The 21814-nt window shown below is 67.1% G+C and carries 18 protein-coding genes; 8 read left to right on the top strand and 10 right to left on the bottom strand.

Features of this window, described 5'->3' with window-relative positions:
- The first annotated feature begins 936 nt into the window (after positions 1-936).
- Together ACI2JH_RS15725 and yeiP are read left to right on the top strand one after the other, a co-directional pair.
- Positions 937-1707: an SDR family oxidoreductase gene (locus tag ACI2JH_RS15725; RefSeq protein WP_182656804.1), complete on the top strand. Its 771-nt coding sequence runs from the start codon at positions 937-939 to the stop codon at positions 1705-1707.
- A 49-nt stretch (positions 1708-1756) separates the two neighbouring features.
- Positions 1757-2323, top strand: a complete 567-nt coding sequence (gene yeiP, locus ACI2JH_RS15720) for an elongation factor P-like protein YeiP (protein ID WP_057508927.1) — start codon at positions 1757-1759, stop codon at positions 2321-2323.
- A 291-nt stretch (positions 2324-2614) separates the two neighbouring features.
- Here the strand turns inward: yeiP and ACI2JH_RS15715 are convergent, their stop codons facing one another.
- The 4 genes from ACI2JH_RS15715 to ACI2JH_RS15700 form a co-directional block, all read right to left on the bottom strand.
- The gene (locus ACI2JH_RS15715; protein ID WP_404736651.1) at positions 2615-3073 is read right to left on the bottom strand and encodes a hypothetical protein; all 459 of its coding nucleotides are present in this window, start codon (positions 3071-3073) and stop codon (positions 2615-2617) included.
- Positions 3074-3154: 81 nt separating this feature from the next.
- Positions 3155-4930: a DUF4105 domain-containing protein gene (locus tag ACI2JH_RS15710; protein ID WP_404736657.1), complete on the bottom strand. Its 1776-nt coding sequence runs from the start codon at positions 4928-4930 to the stop codon at positions 3155-3157.
- A 5-nt stretch (positions 4931-4935) separates the two neighbouring features.
- Positions 4936-5253 carry a DUF2388 domain-containing protein gene (locus ACI2JH_RS15705; RefSeq protein WP_404736650.1) on the bottom strand — a complete coding sequence of 106 codons (318 nt, stop codon included), beginning with the start codon at positions 5251-5253 and terminating at the stop codon, positions 4936-4938.
- A gap of 58 nt (positions 5254-5311) precedes the next feature.
- Positions 5312-6700 carry an FAD-binding oxidoreductase gene (locus ACI2JH_RS15700; RefSeq protein WP_404736649.1) on the bottom strand — a complete coding sequence of 463 codons (1389 nt, stop codon included), beginning with the start codon at positions 6698-6700 and terminating at the stop codon, positions 5312-5314.
- 171 nt (positions 6701-6871) lie between these two features.
- On the opposite strand from ACI2JH_RS15700, the gene serA reads away from it, so the two are divergent.
- Positions 6872-8116 (top strand): phosphoglycerate dehydrogenase, encoded by a 1245-nt coding sequence (gene serA, locus ACI2JH_RS15695; RefSeq protein ID WP_349998955.1) that lies wholly within the window; start codon positions 6872-6874, stop codon positions 8114-8116.
- An 82-nt stretch (positions 8117-8198) separates the two neighbouring features.
- On the opposite strand, the gene ACI2JH_RS15690 is transcribed toward serA, so the two are convergent.
- Entirely contained in the window at positions 8199-8771 is a 573-nt protein-coding gene (locus ACI2JH_RS15690) for an NUDIX hydrolase (protein ID WP_404736656.1), read from the bottom strand.
- Between the two features lie 181 nt (positions 8772-8952).
- Here ACI2JH_RS15690 and ACI2JH_RS15685 point away from each other — a divergent pair, with 181 nt between their 5' ends.
- The 5 genes from ACI2JH_RS15685 (at position 8953) to mtnC (ending at position 14159) form a co-directional block, all read left to right on the top strand.
- The gene (locus ACI2JH_RS15685) at positions 8953-10428 is read left to right on the top strand and encodes an amino acid permease (RefSeq protein ID WP_404736648.1); all 1476 of its coding nucleotides are present in this window, start codon (positions 8953-8955) and stop codon (positions 10426-10428) included.
- A 97-nt stretch (positions 10429-10525) separates the two neighbouring features.
- Positions 10526-11950: an amino acid permease gene (locus tag ACI2JH_RS15680; protein WP_404736647.1), complete on the top strand. Its 1425-nt coding sequence runs from the start codon at positions 10526-10528 to the stop codon at positions 11948-11950.
- A gap of 221 nt (positions 11951-12171) precedes the next feature.
- A complete protein-coding gene (locus tag ACI2JH_RS15675) occupies positions 12172-12813 on the top strand; it encodes a methylthioribulose 1-phosphate dehydratase (RefSeq protein ID WP_319278477.1) in 642 nt (213 codons plus the stop codon).
- 89 nt (positions 12814-12902) lie between these two features.
- Positions 12903-13457 carry an acireductone dioxygenase gene (locus ACI2JH_RS15670; RefSeq protein WP_182656796.1) on the top strand — a complete coding sequence of 185 codons (555 nt, stop codon included), beginning with the start codon at positions 12903-12905 and terminating at the stop codon, positions 13455-13457.
- Positions 13458-13463: 6 nt separating this feature from the next.
- Positions 13464-14159: an acireductone synthase gene (gene mtnC / locus ACI2JH_RS15665; protein WP_101100534.1), complete on the top strand. Its 696-nt coding sequence runs from the start codon at positions 13464-13466 to the stop codon at positions 14157-14159.
- A gap of 167 nt (positions 14160-14326) precedes the next feature.
- On the opposite strand, the gene ACI2JH_RS15660 is transcribed toward mtnC, so the two are convergent.
- From ACI2JH_RS15660 to ACI2JH_RS15640, 5 genes are all read right to left on the bottom strand, one after another.
- Positions 14327-16966, bottom strand: a complete 2640-nt coding sequence (locus tag ACI2JH_RS15660) for a glycosyl hydrolase 2 galactose-binding domain-containing protein (protein ID WP_404736646.1) — start codon at positions 16964-16966, stop codon at positions 14327-14329.
- Positions 16967-17176: 210 nt separating this feature from the next.
- Positions 17177-18385 (bottom strand): AGE family epimerase/isomerase, encoded by a 1209-nt coding sequence (locus ACI2JH_RS15655; protein ID WP_182656794.1) that lies wholly within the window; start codon positions 18383-18385, stop codon positions 17177-17179.
- Entirely contained in the window at positions 18385-19380 is a 996-nt protein-coding gene (locus ACI2JH_RS15650; protein ID WP_404736655.1) for a carbohydrate kinase, read from the bottom strand. The genes ACI2JH_RS15655 and ACI2JH_RS15650 overlap by 1 nt, the downstream gene beginning before the upstream one ends.
- Before the next feature lie 5 nt (positions 19381-19385).
- A complete protein-coding gene (locus ACI2JH_RS15645) occupies positions 19386-20702 on the bottom strand; it encodes a sugar MFS transporter (protein ID WP_101100537.1) in 1317 nt (438 codons plus the stop codon).
- 45 nt (positions 20703-20747) lie between these two features.
- Complete coding sequence (locus tag ACI2JH_RS15640) at positions 20748-21803, bottom strand: LacI family DNA-binding transcriptional regulator (RefSeq protein ID WP_101100538.1); 1056 nt, start codon at positions 21801-21803, stop codon at positions 20748-20750.
- Positions 21804-21814 lie beyond the last annotated feature (11 nt).

Here is a 21814-nt window from a genome sequence, read left to right as displayed (position 1 = left end):
TCTCGCGGGGGGGGGGGGGGGGGGGGCCCTGCAGGGGACACGCCGCAAGTACGTCCCTGTAGGCTCGCGTTCGGCTCCTGCCTCACGACGGTCCCCCGCAGCCCACCCGCCCGACCCCTGACAGTCTCCGTGCGCCGCCACCGCGATGGGAGGAAGAAGAAAAGCGGTAGCGCCGACCCATGGCCACCATGAACCTGTCGAAGGTCGGGCGGGGTGGCTGTGCAGGACCGTCTTTTCGCATGGATGCGAAAAGCGAGCCCCCATGGACGGGTTCACGGCGTGTCCTGCACAGCCACCCCGCCCCGCCAACACACAGCCCTGCGGCTTTTGCCGTTGCCGTTGCCGTTGCCGTTGCTCCAGATCGGCCAGGGTTTCCTGTTCGCGCCGGGGCTGACGCCGGAAGAATTCGTGAGGAAGTTGAAGTAGGTTTTTTTGCGGTGGTGGGGCAAAGCCGTGATCTCCTGGCTGGGCCGGGCGGGTGGGCTGCAGGGGACACGCCGCAAGTACGTCCCTGTAGGCTCGCGTTCGGCTCCTGCCTCACGACGGTCCCCCGCAGCCCACCCGCCCGACCCCAGACAGCTTCCGTGCGCCGCCACCGCGATGGGAGAAAGAAGAAAAGCGGTAGCGCCGACCCATGGCCACCATGAACCTGTCGAAGGTGGGGCGGGGTGGGTTGGCGGGGGTGTTGAGCGCCATGGATGGCGCGAAACAAGGCCCGCATGGATGCAGTCTTTGCCGTCCCCCGCAAACCCACCCCGCCCCGCCAACCCACAGCCCTGCGGCTTTTGACGTTGCCGTTGCCCTTGCCGTTGCTCCAGAAAAGCAGGCGCCGGGCTGCAAGCCCGGCATCCATACACCCCACCCAACGCACTGCACAACGGCCCGCCACGCGCCATCCGCTAGAATCGCGGGCTCTTGAACCAGCAGGACCGTGCAATGCAGTTGTCCAACGTACGTGCCGTCATCACCGGTGGTGTTTCCGGCCTCGGCCTGGCCGTGGCCGAACATCTCGTCGCCCACGGCGGCAAGGTCGCCCTGTTCGACCTCAATGATGAAAAAGGCGCCGCCGCCATCGCCGCCTTGGGACAGGCGAACGCGTCCTACCAGCAGGTCAACGTCAGCGACGAGGCCGCCGTGGCTGAAGCCATCGAACAGGCCCACGCCTTCCTAGGCGGACTCAACGTGGCAGTGAACTGCGCCGGCATCCTCGGCGCCGGCCGCGTGCTGGGCAAGGAAGGCCCGATGCCGCTGGCCGGTTTCCAGGGCACGGTGATGGTCAACCTGGTCGGCAGCTTCAACCTCGCCAAGGCCGCGGCCAACCGCATCCAGCACAACGACGCCGGTCCGGACGGCGAGCGCGGAGTGATCATCAACACCGCCAGCATCGCCGCCTATGAAGGGCAGATCGGGCAGGCCGCGTATGCCGCCTCCAAGGGCGGCGTGGTCTCGATGACCCTGCCGATGGCCCGCGAACTCTCGCGCTTCGGCATCCGCGTCAACACCATCGCCCCCGGCGTGTTCTGGACGCCGATGGTCGATGGCATGCCGCCGGCCGTGCAGGAATCGCTGGCCGCCTCCATCCCGTTCCCATCGCGGCTGGGCAAGCCGGAAGACTTTGCCAGCCTGGTCGCTTACATTCTCGGCAACACCTATATCAACGGCGAGACCATCCGCCTGGACGGCGCCACCCGGCTCGCTCCGAAGTGATTCCCCCGGGCGCCGGGACGGCGCCCTCCCCCAACCGACCTACACCACCATGAAAGCCAGCGATATCAAGAAGGGCAACGTCGTCGAGTACAACAACGGCGTGTACCAGATCCGCGACATCGAACGCAGCTCGCCGCAGGGCCGCGGCGGCAATGTCCGCTTCCGTTTCATCATGTACAGCGTGCCGGGCGGCAACAAGCTCGACGCCAGCTTCGATTCCGACGACAACCTGCCGGAAGTGGAACTGCTGCGCCGCCTGTCGACCTACTCGTACAAGGATGGAGAAGCGTTCGTGTTCATGGACGACGAGGATTACACCCCCTACACCCTGGATGCGGACGTGATCGGCGATGACGCCGGCTACATCACCGATGGCCTGGCTGGCATCTACGTGCAGGTGATCGACGACCAGCCGGTGGCGATCCAGCTGCCGACCAGCGTCGTGCTGGAAGTGGTCGAGACCCCGCCGGAGATGAAGGGCGGCACCGCCACCAAGCGTCCGAAGCCGGCCAAGCTGAGCACCGGCCTGGAAATCATGGTGCCGGAGTACATCGCCAACGGCGAACGCGTGCTGGTCAACACCACCACCGGCGAATTCGGCGGCCGCGCCGACTGAGTATCGGGATAGGTTTATTCGCGGTGGCGTGCGTGGACTGGGCCGGGCGGGTGGGCTGCACGGGACAGTTTCCGGTGCCGCCAGCCGCAGGTGGGGGAGAAAAAAGCGGTTGCAGGTTGCATGGCCACCCTGGACCTGTCGAAGGTGGGACGGGGTGGCTGTGCAGGACCGTCTTTTCGCATGGATGCGAAAAGCGAGCCTCCACGGACGGATTCACGGCGTGTCCTGCACAGCCACCCCGTCCCGCCCACCCGCAGCCCTGCAGCGGTGGCTCTGGCTCTGGCTCTCAGCTCACTGCGCCGCGCTGAAACTCCCGCAGCCGTGCAGCTGGCGCGTGCCCACGGTCAGCATCACCTTCGCATCGAAGGTCTTGCCACTCATATCGTCCTGGCACGGCACCCGCTGCACGCTCAACTTGATCGGCGTGCCATCGGCAGCCGCGCCGGCCCAGCCATCCGGGCCATGCGTGGGGGCAGCCACCTCGTACTGTGTCTGGCCGTAATCCACTTCCACGCGTAGCGCCGAACCGCCACCTGCGGCGACTTCGGCCAACCAGCCTGGCTCGTTGCCGGTCGCGCGGAAGGCGTCGGAAGCACGCCCCTCAGCGGCCGGAGCAACAACCGCCGCCGGCGCGCCGGAAGGCCCAGCAGCGGCGGCCCCGCCGTTTGGCGCTGGGTCCGCCGCAGGCTGGCAGGCGACCGCCAGGGCAACCACCAGCACGGTGGGCAGCAGGAAAAAAGATGGACGCATGTGCGCTCCTCTCCGTCGTTCAACAGCACACCACGCTAACATCCGCACCGTCAACGCCACGGGAAACGCCGTTCGTGGCGTTCAGATTCCTGCCGGAGCAGGCGCAGCGGCCTGCGCACGCAGATGCGTCCGAAGCGCCATCAGGTTGGCATCCAACGTGTCCAGCTCCTGCCGCTGCTGCACTGGCAGCTGCGCGCGCATCTGCTGTCGCAACTGCTTCCACGCCTGCGGTGCCTGCGTCGATGCCGCCAGCAGCCGGGGCTGCAACGCGGCGAGTTCATCGGCCTGCGGCAGTCCATACCCCGGCCCACCCAGCAACGCGCCGGGCTGCAGCCATTGCCCCGCCTGCTCCAGCAACCCCTGCAACTGCCGCGCCCCATCGCTGTCACGCTCTGCCAGCAGGGCACGCTTCAACGTGTCGCGCGCACGCAGCTCGGCGCGTGCGGACGCGGCCTGTTCCAGCAGCAGCAGGCCGGCAGTGGCGCGCAGCCCGCCGCGTTGCAGCCACGGCGCACGCGTTGCGGCGTCCAGCTTCAGCCATGCCTGCGCGTCACGCGCCGGCAGCACCAGTTCGTCGCGCGCCGCAGCGAACAGCAGGTCGTAGTGCTGGTCGCTCGATTCGAAGTAGTAGCCTTGGCGGATCGCCGCGGCGCGGTCATGCAGCACGCTTTCATCCAGCCTGCCCAGCCGCGCCAGCCTGCGCCGGAGACCCCGTGGGCTGATGCGTTCGATGCCGGCCTCCTGCAGCGCAGGCACGCCCGCCTGCAGCAGCTTGGCAGTCTCCACCGCGCAGTTGTTGCCGATGAAGTAATAGCGGCCGTCGTAGCTCCAATGCACCTGCGCGCTGCGCTCGAGCAGGCCGGCGATCTCCTGCGCGGAAAGCTGCAGCGGCAGCGAGGCAAGGCCGCGCAGTTCCACCTTGGTGTACTCATCCACCACCTGCTGCAGCGGCAGCACGAACAGGCGTGAGGGGTAGCCCCCGGTCAGGCCACGCCAGCTGGACAGTTCAACATCGCCGACAAACGCACGGAACGACAGCACCCGGTGCTGGTCCAGGTCCAGCCGGCAGTCGGGCCCCGGTGCGCGCCCCTCGCGGCAGATCACCAACCGCAGCATGCTGTGGCCCCAGCGGCTCATCGGTACGTCGCCGCTCTCGGCGAACAGGTAATCCACCGCATAAACGCGTGCCGGATCCAATCGCGCCAGTTCAACCAGGCCTTCCTCCGCACCGGCCTGAAGCAGCGGCACGCCGGCATCACAGTCCGCCTGCCGTGGCGCCGGGCCCAGCGTCGCGGAAAACCAGCTCGCCAGGGCCGGACGGCGGCAGCCGAAGTCCGCATCCATCAGCCAGTGTTCCGCATTGACCGCCAGGTATTCGGCCGCGCTCTCGCGCTCGTAGTCGTCCGGACTGCGGTCACTGAAACGATTCGGGCTGCGCCCCAGTTTCCAGGGACGGCGCTGCCATCCGGCCAGTTCGCGGAAGCGCGCCTGGCCCGACCATCCACCGGCCTGCCCGCGATCAGCCACGTGCACCAGTTCATGGATCAGCGCGGCCTGCAGCACGCGGCCAGCCGCGTCTTCATGACCACCAAGCAGAGAGCGCTGCAGCTGGATGTCGCCGGCGAATGCGCGGCCGGCAACATGCGCGGGCAGCGTGTCCACCCAGCGCACCGGCACCTGCGGTGGCAGCGCCGCGCGCAGCGTGCCAGGCAGGCGCTGGGCCACGGCATCCACGGCGCGCTCGGCGCGAGCGCGTTCGCCGGCGTCCAGCCCGTGCAGGTCAGGCGCCAGCTCGAACGCCAGCGTGGCCGGTGCCACGCACAGCAGCCACCACGCCAACCACGCGCGGCGGCGCATCGGCATCAGCGCGCGAGCAACGCCTGGGCCAGCGCGAAGTCGCTGGTTGCGCGGGCCGCCGCATCCTGCTCGCGCAGGTGGACCAGCGCCGCCTGCAGGCGGGCGCCACGGATCTGGCCATCGCTGGCAACAAAGGCGGCCGCATCATCGCGCGCAGCCAGGATCACCTTGTCATCGCCGGAGCTGCTGCCCGACGAATTGGACGACGCACCGGAGGCCGAGCCCGCCGAAGTTCCGGCGAAACTGGACGCACCCGCAGCCAGTGGCAGCACCAACAGGGACAGGGCAACGGGAACCAGCAGCGAAGGCAGTCGGGAGATCATGGTTTTGCTCGTGAAGGGTACGTGCAGAGCGTACCCGACCCATGACGCAAACGGCAGCTCAGAGATCAAAGACCTTGCCGGGATTCAGCCGGGCTTGCGGATCAAACGCGCGCTTGACCGCCTTCATCAAGCCGATTTCGGCCGGCCCGCGGGTGCTGTCCAGGTAGGCTTTCTTGACCAGCCCGATGCCGTGCTCGGCGGAGATGCTGCCATCGAAGCGTGCCAGCACCTGCGCCAGCAGCTTGGTCACCTGCTCGCACTGCTGCAGGAACTCCGCATCGCCGGTGTCATCGGGCTTGAGCACGTTGATGTGCAGGTTGCCATCGCCGATGTGGCCGAACCACACGACGTCGAACTGCGGGTAAGCCTGGGTGATCAGCGCCTGGGTTTCGGCGAGGAACGCCGGCATCGCCGAAATCCGCACCGACACGTCGTTCTTGTACGGCTTGTAACGCGCGACCGCCTCGGTGATGCCCTCGCGCAGGCGCCACAACTGCGCGGCCTGGGCGTCACTGGCACTGATCACCCCGTCGCTGACCCAGCCATTACCCATGCAGTCTTCGAACGCCGCCATCGCCGCGGCTTCCTGCGCCTCGTCACCGGCGGCGAATTCGGTCACCACGTAATACGGATGGACCTGGTCGAACGGCGCCTGCGCGCCATGCGCCAGCACGTGCTTCAGTGCCTGGGCGGTGAAGAACTCGAACGCCTGCAGCTGCAGCCGCGCACGGAACGCAGCGAACACCTGCATCAGCACCTCGAAGCTGGGCACGGCGAGCAGCATCACGTTGCTGGCCGGCGGCGGATCGGTCAGCTTCACCGTGGCTTCCACGATCACCCCCAGCGTACCCTCCGAGCCGATCAGCAGCTGGCGGAAGTCATACCCGCTGGAGTTCTTGATCAGGCCCTTGTTGAGCTCCAGCAGCTCACCGTCAGCGGTGACAACCTTAAGCCCGGCAATCCACTCGCGGGTATTGCCGTAGCGGATCACCCGGATACCGCCGGCATTGGTGGCGATGTTGCCGCCGATCGAGCAGGACCCGCGCGCAGCGAAATCCACCGGGTAGATGAGCCCGTGCTCCAGCGCCGCGTTGTGCAGCGCCTCCAGCGGCATGCCCGCCTGCACCACCAGGGTCCGGTCCACCGCGTCGTAACCCAGCGCCTTGTTCATGCGCTCAAGGCTCAGCACCAGTTCGCCGTTGGCCGCCACCGCACCACCGGACAGGCCGGTACGTCCGCCCGACGGCACCACCGCCACGCCGTGGGCAGCACTCCAGCGCATCACCGCCTGCACCTCTTCCACGCTGGCCGGCAGCGCGATGGCCAATGGTGCCGGGGTCCAGCGCCGGGTCCAATCGCGCCCGTAATGCTCCAGATCGGCCGCGTCGGTCTTCAGGCGCAGGTCGGGAACGGCCTGCTGGAGGGAGGCAACGCGGGGATCGGTCATGGCAGTCCAGGCAGACACAGGCAGAACGGGAAAGCGTGCCAGTGCCGCCGCCCAGCGTCCAGCCCTGCGCGCGATCAGCAATGGCTACGTCTGCAACCAATTCCGCAGTGCACCATGGGCAGCCGCATCTGGCATAGTGATCAGCCCTTGTCCCACTGGCCGTGCCGTCCCATGTCGCCCAAGAAGACCTCCTACCCCAAGCAGGATATCCGCGTGTTGTTGCTGGAGGGGGTCAGCCAGACCGCCGTGGACGTGTTCACTGCGGCCGGCTACAGCCAGATCGAACTGCATACCAAAGCGCTGCCCGAAGACGAGCTGAAGGCGCGCATCGCCGAAGCCCACATCGTCGGCATCCGCTCGCGCAGCCAGCTGTCGGCCGAGGTGCTGGCCGAGGCCAAGCGCGTGATCGCCGTGGGCTGCTTCTGCATCGGCACCAACCAGGTCGACCTGGACGCGGCTGAACTGGCCGGCATCCCGGTGTTCAACGCGCCCTACTCCAACACGCGCAGCGTGGCCGAACTGGTGATCGCCGAAGCCATCATGCTGACCCGCGGCATCCCGCAGAAGAACGCCGAATGCCACCGCGGCGGCTGGTCCAAATCGGCTGCCGGCAGCCACGAAGTCCGCGGCAAGACGCTGGGCATCATCGGCTACGGCCATATCGGCACCCAGGTCGGCGTACTGGCCGAATCACTGGGCCTGCAGGTGATCTTCCACGACGTGGAAGCCAAGCTGGCGCTGGGCAACGCGCGCGCCGCGATCAGCCTGGACGACTTGCTGGAACGCTCGGACATCATCACCCTGCACGTGCCGGAGACCCCCGCCACGCAGTGGATGATCGGCGCGGCCGAACTGGCGAAGATGCGCCGCGGCGCGCATGTGATCAACGCCGCGCGCGGCACGATCGTCGACATCGCGGCGCTGGATGCAGCGCTCAGCTCCGGGCACATCGGCGGTGCGGCACTGGACGTGTTCCCGGTGGAACCCAAGGGCAACGGCGACCTCTTCGACTCCCCGCTGACCGCGCACGACAACGTGATCCTGACCCCGCACGTGGGCGGCAGCACGCTGGAAGCGCAGGACAACATCGGCATCGAAGTGGCGGCCAAGCTGGTCCGCTACAGCGACAACGGCAGCACGCTGACCGCGGTCAATTTCCCCGAAGTCACCCTGCCCGAGCACGACGGCAGCCTGCGCCTGCTGCACATCCACCGCAACGTGCCGGGCGTGCTGTCCAAGGTCAACGAAATCTTCTCGCGCCACAACGTCAACATCGACGGCCAGTTCCTGCGCACCGACGCGAAGGTGGGCTACGTGGTGATCGACATCACCGCCAGCGTGGAGCAGGCCGGCGCGGTACGCGATGAACTGGCCGCCATCCCCGGTACCCTGCGCACCCGCGTGCTGTACAGCTGACCAGCGGATCGGTAGCGCCGAACCATGCTCGGCGGCTCTTTGCCGGCGCGACCGGATAGCGTTCGCCGAGCACGGCTCGGCGCTACCCGCGGCTCAGCCAGCGGCGGGCCATCCGCCGCAGTGATTCATCCGCCTGCGGGTCGGCGGCGATCGGGGCGATGTCGCGCCAGGCCAGCGCCAGCGACTCTTCGCTGATCGCGAAGGCTTCCGAAGCGCCCGCGCGGATCACGAAACGCACGTCGTAGTGCCAATGCCCCGGCACGTCGTGACGCTCCGGGATCCAATGCTTGTCCAGGTCGAAGATCGCCGGATCGTCCAGTGACAGCCCGGACAGCCCGGATTCTTCCTCGGCTTCATTGAAGGCCACCCGCGCCAGGTCGTGATCGCCATCGGCATGCCCACCCAGCTGCAGCCATCGGTCCAGCTTGCGGTGGTGGGTCAGTAGAACCCGTTGCCCGTCGGCGCTGACCAGCCACGCGCTTCCGGTGAAATGGCCTTGCAGCCGCTCGCGAAAAAACGGATCCAGCGGATCATCGAGAAGTGTGCTGAATTCGTCAGCCAATGCGACCTGCACAGGCACTTCAAGCGCGTATCGGCGAAGCAGTTGACGCAACGCATCGTCAAGCAGGGCAAGGGTTGCGACAGTTTCCGACATGTCCGGCACGCGTTCAGCAAAAGTATCGGCCATTATCGCCAGAAAATATTGCACATGCGGCTTGTGCATCACCTTCAGCTTTGGCTAAGGTACAGCGAGCCATTCGCATGGCCTTCACCAACCATACGCGCCGGCGGCAACGCATCGCCGGCCAATCAACGACCACTTAGGGAAGTACCGCATGCTGAAAGCTCTGTTGAGGGTCAAACCGGTTGAGCCAGCCGGGCACGTTGACGCTGGCGAACCCATCGAAGGCCGCCTGGACGGCGAAGCCACCCTGAAACGGACGCTCACGGCAAAACACCTGATCCTGCTCGGCATCGGCGCGGTGATCGGTGCGGGCATCTTCGTGATGACCGGCCAGGCCGCGGCGTTCCATGCCGGCCCCGCCGTCACCCTGTCCTTCGTGGCCGCTGGCCTGGCCTGCGCACTGGCCGGCCTGTGCTATGCCGAGTTCGCCGCGATGATGCCGGTATCCGGCAGTGCCTATTCCTATTCCTATGCCACGCTGGGCGAAGGCATGGCCTGGTTCATCGGCTGGTGCCTGGTGCTGGAGTACCTGTTTGCCTCCGCGTCGGTTGCCGTTGCCTGGTCGGCCTATCTGCTGAGCTTCGTGACCACTACGCTGGACATGCCCTTCCCGGCCGCCCTCAGCTCGGCGCCCATCGCCTGGGAAGGCGGCCGGTTCGTCTCCTCGGGGCAGCTGTTCAACCTGCCGGCGGTGTTGATCGTGGCGGTGATGACCGGGCTGCTGTACGTGGGCATTTCCGAGTCGTCCTTCGTCAACGGCATCATCGTCGCCATCAAGGTCAGCGTGATCTGCCTCTTCATCGGCTTTGGCGCCTCGCACATCGACACCGCCAACTGGCAACCCTTCATCCCGGAGAACACCGGCACCTTCGGTGAGTTCGGCTGGAGTGGCGTACTGCGCGCCGGCTCGATCGTGTTCTTCGCCTTCATCGGCTTCGATGCGGTGTCCACCGCCGCCGGCGAGACCAAGGACCCACAACGCAACATGCCGATCGGCCTGCTCGGCTCGCTGGCCGTCTGCACCGTCATCTACGTGATCGTATGCCTGGTGCTGACCGGCCTGCTGCCTTACCAGCAGCTGGGAACCGCCAAGCCGGTCGCCACCGCGCTGGAAGCCTATCCGCAGCTGGCATGGCTGAAAACCGCCGTGGAGATCGGCGCCATCGCTGGCCTGTCCTCGGTGATCCTGGTGATGATGATGGGCCAGACCCGCATCGCCTACACGATTTCCCGCGACGGCCTGCTGCCGGGCTTCCTGGGCAAGGTCCATGCGCGCTTCAAGACACCGTACGTGGCCACCATCATCGTCGGTGTCATCGCCGCGGCACTGGCCGGCATGATGCCGCTGAACGTGCTCGGTGAACTGGTGTCGATGGGCACCCTGCTGGCCTTCGCCACGGTCTGCGTCGGCGTGCTGGTGCTGCGCTACACCCGTCCGGAACTGGTGCGTCCGTTCCGCGTGCCGATGGCCTGGCTGATCTGTCCGCTGGGTGCGCTGGCGTGCCTTACCCTGTTCGCCATGGCCTTCCGCGAACACTGGCACCTGTTCGTCGGCTGGACCGTGCTGGGGCTGTTGATCTACTTCGGCTACGGCATGCGCAACAGCAAGCTGGCCAAGTCCTCCTGATACATTGACGGGTCGGCCCTCGCCGGCCCGTCTGCTTTGATACCGGCACATTCCGCAGGCACCGGTTGCCTGCACGCACCCACAAGAACACACACCCATGCTCAAGCAACTGTGGGCCACCAAGCACCCGCACGCCGCCCACGATGATGCCAACGGCCTCAGCCTCACCCGTACGCTGGGGCCCTGGGGCCTGACCGCACTGGGCATCGGCGCGGTGATCGGCGGCGGCATCTTCGTCATCACCGGCCAGGCCGCCGCCAACCATGCCGGGCCGGCGATCATGCTGTCCTTCGTGCTGGCCGCCATCTGTTGCGGTTTCTGCGCGCTGGCCTACGCCGAATTCGCCGCGATGGTGCCGGTTTCCGGCAGTGCCTACAGCTACACCTATGCCACCTTCGGTGAGCTGGCGGCGTGGTTCATCGGCTGGATGCTGGTGCTGGAATACGGCGTCTCCGCCTCGGCGGTGGCGGTCAGCTGGACCGGCTACTTCCTCAGCCTGCTCAGCCATTTCGACATCCACCTGCCCGCCGCGCTGGTCAGCGCGCCACTGGACGGCCAGCTGCGCCCCACCGGAGCGATCGCCAACATCCCCGCTGCGATCCTGGTGCTGCTGCTGACCTGGCTGTGCTACGTCGGCATCCGCAAGTCCTCGGCGATGAACATGGCCATGGTGATCCTGAAAACCGGCCTGATCGTGCTGGTCATCGCGGTGGGCTGGAAGTACGTGGACACGTCCAACTGGCAGCCGTTCATCCCTGAAAACACCGGCCCCGGCCAGTTCGGCATGGAAGGCGTGCTGCGCGGTGCGGCGATGGTGTTCTTCGCCTACATCGGCTTCGAGGCGGTCTCGGTGGCGGCCCAGGAATCGCACCGTCCGCAGCGTGACATGCCGATCGGCATGATGCTCTCGCTGGTGATCTGCACCATCCTGTACATCGCCATGGCGGCGGTCATGACCGGCCTGGTGCCGTACACGCTGCTGGGCACCGATGAGCCGGTGGTGACTGCGGTGGCCGCCCACCCGTCCCTGGGCTGGCTGCGCGTGGTGGTGGAAATCGGTGCGCTGGTCGGCCTGTCCTCGGTGGTGCTGGTGATGATCATCGGCCAGCCGCGCATCTTCATGATCATGGGCAGAGACGGCCTGTTGCCGCCCCTGTTCACCAAGATCCACCCGAAGTACCGCACTCCGCACATCAACACGGTGATCACCGGCATCGGCATCGCCCTGCTGGCCGCGCTGTTTCCGTTGGACGTGCTGGGCGAGCTGACCTCGATGGGCACCCTGATCGCCTTCGCCGCGGTGTGCGCCGGCGTGCTGGTACTGCGCCGCACCCAGCCGGACCTGCCGCGGCCGTTCCGCATCCGCGGTGCCTGGCTCGTCTGCAGCCTGGGCGTGCTGAGCTGCATGGCGCTGCTGTCGGCCATGACGTTCCACAACTGGATGCTGATGGGCGTGTGGACAGCGGTCGGTTTCGCGATCTACTTCGGTTACGGCTTCCGCCACAGCCGCCTGCGCCGGTAACAGGCAGCGGGTAGCGCCACGCCATGGGTTGGTAGCGCCGGGGCATGCTCGGCGAGCGCAGCGGCAAGCGACAGCGTGACGACCAACGGTCGTCACCCGCCAACGGAATGAGCTGACGGCCAGCGGCCGTCACCCGCCAACGGAATGAGCTGACGGCCAGCGGCCGTCACTGCCGGGGCAGGCACGCGCCCTGCCCGGCGGGACCGGATAGAATGGGGCGCATGAACGCGCCCCTTTTTCCGTATGACAGCCAGCGCCTGAGCGAACTGGCGCAGCTGCTGATCGACAACATCCGCGAGCTGGCCCAGGCCGGCTGGACGCCCGCGACCAGCAGCAACTTCTCGCATCGGCTGGATGACCAGCATGCGGCGATCACCGTGTCCGGCCGTGACAAGGGCCGCCTGATCGAAGACGACATCATGGTGGTGGACTTCGACGGCAAGGCCGTCGGCCGGCCGCTGCGCCCGTCTGCCGAAACGCTGCTGCATACCCAGCTGTATCGCCGCTTCCCCGAAGTCGGCTGCGTGCTGCACACCCATTCTCCGGTGCAGACCATCGCCTCGCGGCTGTACGCACCCCAGGGCCACATCCGGCTGGAAGGCTACGAGCTGCTGAAGGCCTTCGCCGGCAACAGCACCCATGAGATGGCCATCGACGTGCCGGTGTTCGCCAACACGCAGGACATGGACGTGCTGGCCGCCCAGGTCGACGCGCTGCTGGATACGCAGTGCCTGTGGGGCTACCTGATCGACGGCCACGGCCTGTACGCCTGGGGCCGCGACATGGCCGAAGCACGCCGCCACCTGGAGGCGTTCGAGTTCCTGTTCCACTGTGAACTGGAACTGCGCCGCCTGCGAGGCTGAATCCGGAGCGCTCAGATGGCCGATGGAAATCTGACCCCGCCGCGCCACGCTGCTACCCTACCCGCCCCCCCGACGTCCAAGCTGCCGCCATGAGCCGACTGCGCATCTACAACGACACCGCCCCCGACGCCCCGTTGCTGGACTCCCAGGACGGCGCGCTGATCGCTGCCGAACTGCAGAAGATCGGCGTCACCTTCGAGCGCTGGCAGGCCAGCCAGCCGGTCGCACCGGGCGCCAGCCAGGAAGAGGTGTTCGCCGCTTACCGCACCGACATCGACCGGCTGGTCGCCGAACGCGGGTTCAAGAGCGTGGATGTCGCATCGATCGCGCCGGACAACCCGAACCGTGCCGAACTGCGGAAGAAGTTCCTCGACGAGCATTTCCACAAGGAAGACGAAGTCCGCTTCTTCGTCGCAGGCTCCGGCCTGTTCACCCTGCACGTGGGCGACAAGGTCTACGAGATCGAGTGCGTGAAGGACGACCTGATCGCCGTGCCGGACAGCGTCAACCATTGGTTCGACATGGGCGATGAACCGAGCTTCGTGGCGATCCGCTTCTTTACTGAAGCCGATGGCTGGGTCGGTCATTTCACCGGCACCGACATCGCGCAGAAGTTCCCCCGTTACGTCCCTACCCAGGCCTGAAGATCCATGCAGCCGCGCGTCATCCTCACCGATATCGAAGGCACCACCAGCAGCATCTCGTTCGTCAAGAACGTGCTGTTCCCGTATGCACGCCAGGCGCTGCCCGGCTTCATCGCCGCCCATGGCAACGAGCCGCAGGTCCGGCGCTGGCTGGATGCGGTGGCCACCGAGATCGGTGGCGCCTGCCAGGACAGCGTGGTGGCAGAAACGCTGCAGGGCTGGATCGACCAGGATCGCAAGCACACGGCGCTGAAGGCGCTGCAGGGCATGATCTGGGAATCCGGTTACCGCAACGGTGACTACAAGGCGCACTTCTATCCGGAAGTCGCCGCGGTGCTGAAGGGCTGGCATGCCGCAGGGCTGCCGCTGTACGTGTACTCCTCCGGCTCGGTGCCGGCACAGAAGCAGTTCTTCGGCTTCAGCGAAGCCGGTGACCTGACGGCGCTGGTCTCCGGCTGGTTCGATACCGAAATCGGCGGCAAGCGCGAGGCGGACAGCTACCGCCGTATCGTGGCGGCCATCGGTGTTCCCGCCGCTGGGATCGTGTTCCTGTCCGACGTGGTGGAAGAACTCGATGCGGCGCGCGAAGCCGGCCTGCAGACCCGCCTGCTGGACCGCCTGGACGACTACCCGCTGCCGCGCAGCGGCGAGGCCACGCACGGCCATGAACGGGTGGAGAATTTCCAGCAGATCACGCTCTGAGCGAGCCGCGCGGCCAAGCCCTGGTAGCGCCGAGCCGTGCTCGGTGGGGCCCTCCCGCGCACGGCCGCAGATCATGCTCTGAGCGAGCCGCGCGGCCAAGCCCTGGTAGCGCCGAGCCGTGCTCGGCGGGGCCCTTCCCGCGCACAGCCGCCGAGCATGGCTCGGCGCTACCGACTCCCTTCCAACACGTCGCCCAGGGTCTGCACGCGCAGTGCCGCGCGCAGCGTCCGGGCGTCACTGGCCGAGCGCACACGCAGCACCCGGCGCTCGCCCGGCAGCAGGTCCAGCAGGTTGTCCTCCAGCACCGCTTCGTTTGCCCCGAATCCGATCCATGCCGCGCGCACCAGCCCGCGTGCCTGCAGCACCACTTCGAGCGCATCGCCCTCGCCCTGCAGGCTTGCCTGCAGCTGGCCGGGCTGCAACGCCTGATCGCGCGCCTCGACGAAGCCGACCACCTGCCGCGACAGCAGCCGCTGGTCCTGCAGCAGTTCCACCACCGCAATCGTGCGCGCCGGATCCGCCCCACCCAGCAGGCGCGCATCGCTGAAACGCCCGACCTCGGTCGCTGATCCCGGCGCCAGCACCACCGCCTGTTCCTGCGTACCCAGCACCTGCCCCTGCAGGTCCATCACCCGCAGCCGCCAGCGCACTGGGTGAGGCTGCGCAGTATCGTTGAGCAGGCTCACACGGGTCATCCCGTCATCGCGCAGCGCCGCGACGGCAAGGTCGGCGAAGAAGCGACGTGCCTGGAAATGTAGCCCCTTCCAGTTGCCGTCGTGGTCCATTCCCGACCACGACGCACCCGGCCACACATCATTGAGCTGCCAGTACAGCGAACCCATGGTGTAGGGACGCGATGCCCGGTGGTGCAGTGCAGCCAGCTGGATGCCTTCAGCCTGCATCACCTGGGACAGGTACAGGAACGCGGGGAAATCAGCCGGCTCGCCATAGCCGAGCCGGATGTAATGCAGCAGCCGTTCGTTGCCCTGCCCGGCCATGAATTTCTGGTGCGCCTGGATCACCGGACTGTCGATGCGCTGCTCGGCACGCGTGGCGAAGCGGTCGACCATGGCCTGCGACGGCCAGGACTGCAGGCCATACTCGGACATGAAGCGCGGCGTTTCTTTCAGGTAGGCGCTGACCGGCAATGCCGGATTTCCCCACACCTGCCAGTAATGCTTGTCACCGCGGGTGGAGTCGTTGGCCTTGTCATCCAGGTCGTTGCTGGGCGAGCTGGACCAGTACGGGACACCCAGGCCCTGTTCGGCCACGACCGCGCGCAGGTCATGCCCGAACAGGTCCACGTAGCCCTGCCACACGCGGGCGGCGAACGCAGGGTCGGCCTTCCCAAGATCGCGGCCATGCCCCCAATCCTTCCAAGCCGTTTCTTCTTCGTTGTTGCCACACCACAGCACGATGCTGGGGTGGTGGCGCAGCCGCCGTACGTTGTCGCGGGCCTCGGCGACCACGCTCTGCCGGAACGCCGGATCGAACCCCGGCTGCATGCCGCCGCCGAACATGAAGTCCTGCCACACCATCAGCCCGAGCTCGTCTGCCAGCTCGAAGTACGCCTCGTCTTCGTAGTAACCGCCGCCCCAGTTGCGCAGCATGTTCATGTTGGCATCGCGTGCGGCGGTGAGGATGGTGCGCAGGCGGGCGGTATCCACGCGTGCGGGGAACGCATCGAAGGGGATCACGTTGGCCCCTTTGGCGAACACCTCGCGCCCGTTGATCACGAAGGCGAAGCCCTGGCCACCCTGGGCATCCTTGTCGCGCCGCAGCTCCACGCTGCGCAGGCCGATCCGTCGGCTGGCCTGCAGTGCCGGGTCGTCGCCCGCACCCAGCGTGACCTGCACGCTGTAGCGGTCCTGCGCGCCCTGCCCGGCCGGCCACCAGCGACGCGGCTTCGGGACCTGCCACGGCACCTGCAGCGTCTGCCTTCCCGCCTTCACCCGGACATCGCGAACTATCCGCACCACAGCCTTGCCGTCCGGATCGCGCACCTCCAGCCGCAGTGGCAACGTCGCGTCGGCGCCGGCATGTTCGACCTCGACCAGGGCGGTCAGCGCGGCGAGGTTTGCATCCAGCGCCTCGGTGCGCATGGCCAGGTCGGTCACCCGTTGTGCGCCCCACGCCTCCAGCCGTACGGGCCTCCACACGCCTGCGGTGACATAGCGCGGCCCCCAGTCCCAACCGAAATGGTAGGCCGGCTTGCGCACGAAGTTGCCGACCATCGCATCGCGCGGCTCGTCGCCATAAGGCGAGGGATAGTTGCCCGCGATCTTGTGCGGCATCGCCTGCACGGCCGGCAGCAACCGGGTGATCGGCGAACGGAAGACGATGCGCAGCACGTTGCCCCGCGACTGCAAGCGACCGTCGACGCGCGCCTTCCACGTCCGGTGCGCGTTGTCTGCGCGCAGCAACGGCTGGCCGTTGAGTTCCACTTCGGCGAAGGTATCGAGCCCTTCGAACACCAGCTCGGCGTGTGGCCGCGCCAGCGTCGCCGGATCCACATCGAAGCCAGCGCGATATTCCCAATCCGCCAGCCCGATCCACTGCAGCTGCGCTTCCGGCGCACCGACATACGGGTCGCGGATCAAGCCGGCGGCCAGCAGGTCGGTATGCACACTGCCCGGCACCTGCGCTGCGCCCCAGCCTGCCGCTTCCGGATGCACGGCCACCTGCGCCCCACCCGGCAGCAGCCGGAACTCCCAGCGTGCCTGCAGCACACCGGCCTGTGCCAGCACCGGCAACAGACACGCCAGCACTACCGCACCGAACCGCACCCACGCATTCCAGATCCGCATCCGAACACCCCGTCGCAACAATGATCCCGCCTGGAAAGCCCCACACCGAACGTGTCCGGCTCTGAACCCGCCGCGCACGCGGGAACCCGGCTGAGCGGCGGCGGGGAGGCCCGCGCAGGACCGTTGGCGCCCCGCACGGGCGGAAACGAGCCTACAGGGACGTACTTGCGGGGTGTCCTGCGCAGGCCTCCCCGCCGCCGCTACCCGGAATCAAACAGGCGCCGCAGCTCCGGCTCCGGAACGCACCACGTTCAACACCTCATGGCACGCGCCCATCGTGTGGTAATCCACCTTCCCGGCCGGGCTCTTCTCATCGCTGTACTTGCGGTTGTCCGCATCCAGGATGCGGAACCACGCACCGTACTCATGGTCCACGAAGTGCTCCCACGCATACGCCCACAAACGGTCGTACCACTCCCAGTACACCGCATCACCCGTGCGCTGTGCCAGCACCGCTGCGGTCGCCAGCGACTCCGCCTGCACCCAGAAATACTTGTCGTCGTCGCAGACGCTGCCATCCGGCGCGAAGCCGTAATACAACCCACCGCGCTCGTTGTCCCAGCTGCGTTCCACCGCCACGTCGAACAGATGGCGCGCCATCGGCACCAGCCAGTCCGCCTGTACATGGCGATCCAGGATCAGCAACAGCTTGGCCCACTCGGTCTGGTGACCCGGCTGGAAGCCCCACGGACGGAACAGGTGCTTGGGATCATCCAGGTTGTAGTTCCAGTCGATGTTCCACTCGCTGTCGTAGTGCTCCCACACCAGCCCGTCTGCCTTGGCGGCTTGCCGCCGGGTCATGATGTCGGCCAGCTGCAGCGCGCGATCCAGGTAGCGCTGCTCGCCGCTGCTCTCGAACGCGGCCAGCATCGCCTCGCACATGTGCATGTTGGCGTTCTGCCCGCGGTAACCGCTGAAGTTCCACTGCGCATCGGCTTCGTCACGGTACAGACCGTGCGCCGGCTCATGGAACCGCGTTTCCAGCAGCTGCCAGGTCTCCTCCATCCAGCCACGCGCTTCTTCGATGCCCGCCTTCAGCGCGCAGCTGTACGCCAGCAGCACGAAGGCGACGCCGTAGCAGTGGTTGGTAGCGTCTTCCACCACGCCATCGCGCAGCGTCCAGGCATAGCCGCCGGTGGCCGGGTTGCGATGCACCTCGCGCAGATAGCGCACGCCATGCTTGACCCCGTCCAGATAAGCGGCATCACCGAACTCGCGGTAGGCCATGGCGTAGTCGAAGACGAAACGCGTGCTGCTCACCAGATGGCGATGCCCTGCATCGTAGACGCTGCCGTCGTCACGGAAGTAATGGAAGAAGCCACCGTTCGGATCGATGCAACGCGGATGGTAGAACGCCATCGTGTGGGCGATGTGGCCGCGCAGGAAAGCCGGCGAACGGAAGTCCGGAGTCTGGGTCATCAGTGCGATTCCTCGGTTTGCAGCAGCAGTTCGTTGACTTCATCGCGCGAGGGCATGGCCGCGAATGCGCCCTTGCGGGTCACCGCCAGCGCCCCCACCGCAGCGCCAAAGCGAAGCACCTCGCGCATGGCGGCTTCATCGCTGCAGAACGCCGGCAGGCTGGCGGCATCCACGCCGCGCTCGATCAGCGCGGTCAGCAGGCCGCCGACGAAGGCATCGCCCGCAGCGGTGCTGTCCACGGTGGCCACACGGAAGCTGGTGGCCCGGCCCTGCGCGCTGCGCGTGTACCAGCGCAGTGCGGCGGCGCCATCGGTGACCACCACCCAGCGCGCCTGCGCGGCAAACAGCCGTTGCAGGACCTGCGCGGCGCCGTCGTCGCCCAGCGGTGCGGCAAGGAAATCCAGCTCTTCGCGCGACAGCTTGACCACGTCTGCCAGCGCCAGCGCCTGCCACAGCGTCGGCAGCGGATCGGCGTCGGCCGGCCACAGGGCCGGGCGCAGGTTGAGGTCCAGGCTGACCAGTGCACCGGCCGCGCGCGCACGCTGCATGCCCTCGAACGTCGCCTGCGCGATGGCCGCTTCGGTCAGGCTGTTGGAACAGACGTGGAAGCAGCGTGCCTGCGCAAAGCAGGCTGCCTGGAAATGCTCGGCGCGGAACAGCAGGTCCGCCGCCGGCGGCCGGTAGAAGCTGAAACTGCGCTCGCCATGCGGATCCAGCGCGACGAATGCCAGCGCCGTCTTGGCCGCATCGGTACGCGCGATGTAGTCGATGCCCACGCCGTGCTGCTGCAGGCTGTCGGCGAGGAAATCGCCGAACATGTCCCGTCCCAGCATGCCCACGAACTGGGTATCCACGCCCAGCCGCGCGGCAGCCACCGCGACGTTGGCCGGCGCGCCACCGGCGTATTGCAGGAACGCGCGCGGCTCGGCCGGCGAGGCCGGTGGCTGCGCTAATAGATCGATCAAAATCTCGCCGAAACAGACAATGGTGCCCATCTGCATCAGCCTCCGCGGGTCGTGGCAGCCGGCAGGCGGGCGCCCACCAGACCGAAGAAGATGACGTAGCCATAGCACAGCAGCGGCAGGATGAAGCTCGGCTGCAGACCGATGTGGTCGGCCAGCACGCCCTGCAGGTACGGCACCAGCGCGCCACCGACGATGGCCATGATCAACAGGCTGGAGGCCTTGTTGGTCAGTGGGCCCAGGCGTTCGATGCCGAGCGCGAAGATGGTCGGGAACATGATGGAATTGAACAGGCCGATGGCCACCACCGAGTACAGCGCGACCTGGCCCGAACTGGCCATCGTGGCACCCAGCAGCACGACGTTGATGCCGGCGAACAGGGCCAGCATGTGCCGCGGCGAATAGCGGGTCAGCAGCGCCGAGCCGGCGAAGCGACCGATCATCGCCATCGTCCAGTAGGCGGACACGTAATGGGTGGCCTGCTGTTCGGTGAAGCCACCGATGGTGGGCATCGACAGGTAGTTGACCAGGAAACTGCCGATGGAGACTTCGGCACCCACGTAGAAGAAGATGCCCAGCACCGCGAACAGCAGGTGGCGGTGGCGCAGGGCCGCGCCGTAGCTCTGCTGAGGGCCATCATCGACCTTCTCGGTGCTCTCGCTCAGCGTCGGCAGGCGGAACAGGTAAACGAACAGCGCCAGCAGCGCCAGGGCGATCGCCAGGCCGATGTAGGGGCCCTGCACCGACTGCGCCTCGGCTGCACGGTAAGCGGCCTGTTCGGCCACCGACAGCGCGTTGATCTCATCGGCACTCTTGACCGTGTTGCCGAGGATCAACAGTCCGCCGAAGATCGGCGCGATCGCCGTACCCAGCGAGTTCAGTGCCTGGGCGAGGGTCAAGCGGCTGGAACTGGTTTCCACCGGCCCCAGCAGCGCCACGTACGGGTTGGCGGCCACCTGCAGCACGGTGATGCCGGTGGCCAGGACGAACAGCGCGCCCAGGAAGGCGCTGTACTCGCGCAGCTCGGCGGCGGGCCAGAAGCCCAGCGCGCCGACGCCGGCGATCAACAGGCCGGCCACGATGCCTTTCTTGTACCCCAGGTGGGCCACCAGCCGACCGGCCGGCAGGGACATCAGGAAGTAGGCGCCGAAGAAGGTGAACTGCACCAGCATCGCGCGCGCGTAATTCAGTTCGAACACCGCCTTCAGGTGTGGAATGAGGATGTCATTGAGGCAGGTCAGGAAGCCCCACATGAAGAAGATGGTGGTGGCCACGCCCAGCGCCATGCGGGTGTTGACCGGTGGTGCGCCTTGCCCGGGCGTGGTGTTCAAACGGGGCGTTGATGAAATCGGCATGCGGGTTCGCGCCTCGGTGCGCGTAGGTTGAATGAGGAAGGGGAATCAGTTCGGGCGGGCGGCGCTGCTTTCGCGTATGCGCAGCTGCACGGGGGCAACGGTACGCTGCGGCGGCGCATCCGGGGTCTGCACACGCTGCAGCAGCAGCTCGGCGGCCTGGCGTCCGCGCGCCCGCGGATCAACGGTGAGGGTTGTCAACGGCGGCACGGCGACGGCCGCTTCGGGAATGTCATCGAAACCGGTGACGGCGAAGTCGCCGCCGGGACGGATCCCGCGCGAGGTCAGGCCCAGCATCAGCCCCAGCGCGACGGTATCGTTGTAGCAGACCGCCGCACTGGGCCGCCCACCACCGACGAACAGTTCGTCGACCCGCCGCGCGGCTTCCAGGCGGTTCGGCGCCGATTCGATCAGCCACTGCGGCGTGACCGACAGGCCGGCCTCGCCCAGTGCCTGCTGGTAGCCGGCACGGCGTTGTTCGCAGGAACTGGAATCGGCGTGGCCACCGAAGAAGGCGATTTCGCGGTGACCGCGTTCGATCAGGTGGCGGGTCGCCAGATAGGCCCCCTGCTGGTTGTCCAGCGCAAGGAAATCCCAGTCAGCGCCGGCCAGTGCACGGTTGAACAACAGCACGTTGGCGGTCGGGCCCAGCGCCTGGCGCACCTGCGCGGTATCGCTGCCTTCGGCCGGTGACAGGATCAATCCGGCCGGGGTGTGCTCCATCAGCGTGCCCAGCACCGCCTGCTGGCGCTGTGGTGATTCGCCGGTGCTGCCGAGCAGGGTCACGTAGCCCTGGTCGCCCAGTGCTTCGTCGACGCCGGCGGCGAACTCGGCGAAGAACGGGTTGGACAGGTCGTTGATCACCAGCGCCACGCTGGAGGATGTGCGCCGGCGCAGGTTGGCCGCCGCGCGGTTGTACACATAGCGCTGGCGGCGCAGTTCGGCCTCCACCTTGGCGCGCGTATCCACGTTCACCAGCGGGCTGCCACGCAGCACCAGCGACACGGTCGCCCGTGACACGCCGATCGCGCGTGCGATGTCGGTCACGGTGACCGCGCGGTCGCCGCTTTTGCGCGGCCCCTTGCTGCCGGTGGCGTCATTCATCCTGTAATGGA

Origin of the sequence: Stenotrophomonas sp. NPDC078853 (assembly GCF_044901215.1) — a bacterium.
Taxonomy (GTDB): Bacteria; Pseudomonadota; Gammaproteobacteria; order Xanthomonadales; family Xanthomonadaceae; genus Stenotrophomonas; species Stenotrophomonas lacuserhaii.
Note: the sequence above shows the minus strand (reverse complement) of the source record. Positions and strands in the feature narration are given on the sequence as shown.

What these genes read in the sequence shown, in the direction of transcription:
- ACI2JH_RS15725 (WP_182656804.1), top strand. Translation starts at nt 937, where the DNA reads ATGCAGTTGTCCAACGTACGTGCCGTCATCACCGGTGGTGTTTCCGGC.
- yeiP (WP_057508927.1), top strand. Translation starts at nt 1,757, where the DNA reads ATGAAAGCCAGCGATATCAAGAAGGGCAACGTCGTCGAGTACAACAAC.
- ACI2JH_RS15715 (WP_404736651.1), bottom strand. Translation starts at nt 3,073, where the DNA reads ATGCGTCCATCTTTTTTCCTGCTGCCCACCGTGCTGGTGGTTGCCCTG.
- ACI2JH_RS15710 (WP_404736657.1), bottom strand. Translation starts at nt 4,930, where the DNA reads ATGCGCCGCCGCGCGTGGTTGGCGTGGTGGCTGCTGTGCGTGGCACCG.
- ACI2JH_RS15705 (WP_404736650.1), bottom strand. Translation starts at nt 5,253, where the DNA reads ATGATCTCCCGACTGCCTTCGCTGCTGGTTCCCGTTGCCCTGTCCCTG.
- ACI2JH_RS15700 (WP_404736649.1), bottom strand. Translation starts at nt 6,700, where the DNA reads ATGACCGATCCCCGCGTTGCCTCCCTCCAGCAGGCCGTTCCCGACCTG.
- serA (WP_349998955.1), top strand. Translation starts at nt 6,872, where the DNA reads ATGTCGCCCAAGAAGACCTCCTACCCCAAGCAGGATATCCGCGTGTTG.
- ACI2JH_RS15690 (WP_404736656.1), bottom strand. Translation starts at nt 8,771, where the DNA reads ATGTCGGAAACTGTCGCAACCCTTGCCCTGCTTGACGATGCGTTGCGT.
- ACI2JH_RS15685 (WP_404736648.1), top strand. Translation starts at nt 8,953, where the DNA reads ATGCTGAAAGCTCTGTTGAGGGTCAAACCGGTTGAGCCAGCCGGGCAC.
- ACI2JH_RS15680 (WP_404736647.1), top strand. Translation starts at nt 10,526, where the DNA reads ATGCTCAAGCAACTGTGGGCCACCAAGCACCCGCACGCCGCCCACGAT.
- ACI2JH_RS15675 (WP_319278477.1), top strand. Translation starts at nt 12,172, where the DNA reads ATGAACGCGCCCCTTTTTCCGTATGACAGCCAGCGCCTGAGCGAACTG.
- ACI2JH_RS15670 (WP_182656796.1), top strand. Translation starts at nt 12,903, where the DNA reads ATGAGCCGACTGCGCATCTACAACGACACCGCCCCCGACGCCCCGTTG.
- mtnC (WP_101100534.1), top strand. Translation starts at nt 13,464, where the DNA reads ATGCAGCCGCGCGTCATCCTCACCGATATCGAAGGCACCACCAGCAGC.
- ACI2JH_RS15660 (WP_404736646.1), bottom strand. Translation starts at nt 16,966, where the DNA reads ATGCGGATCTGGAATGCGTGGGTGCGGTTCGGTGCGGTAGTGCTGGCG.
- ACI2JH_RS15655 (WP_182656794.1), bottom strand. Translation starts at nt 18,385, where the DNA reads ATGACCCAGACTCCGGACTTCCGTTCGCCGGCTTTCCTGCGCGGCCAC.
- ACI2JH_RS15650 (WP_404736655.1), bottom strand. Translation starts at nt 19,380, where the DNA reads ATGGGCACCATTGTCTGTTTCGGCGAGATTTTGATCGATCTATTAGCG.
- ACI2JH_RS15645 (WP_101100537.1), bottom strand. Translation starts at nt 20,702, where the DNA reads ATGCCGATTTCATCAACGCCCCGTTTGAACACCACGCCCGGGCAAGGC.
- ACI2JH_RS15640 (WP_101100538.1), bottom strand. Translation starts at nt 21,803, where the DNA reads ATGAATGACGCCACCGGCAGCAAGGGGCCGCGCAAAAGCGGCGACCGC.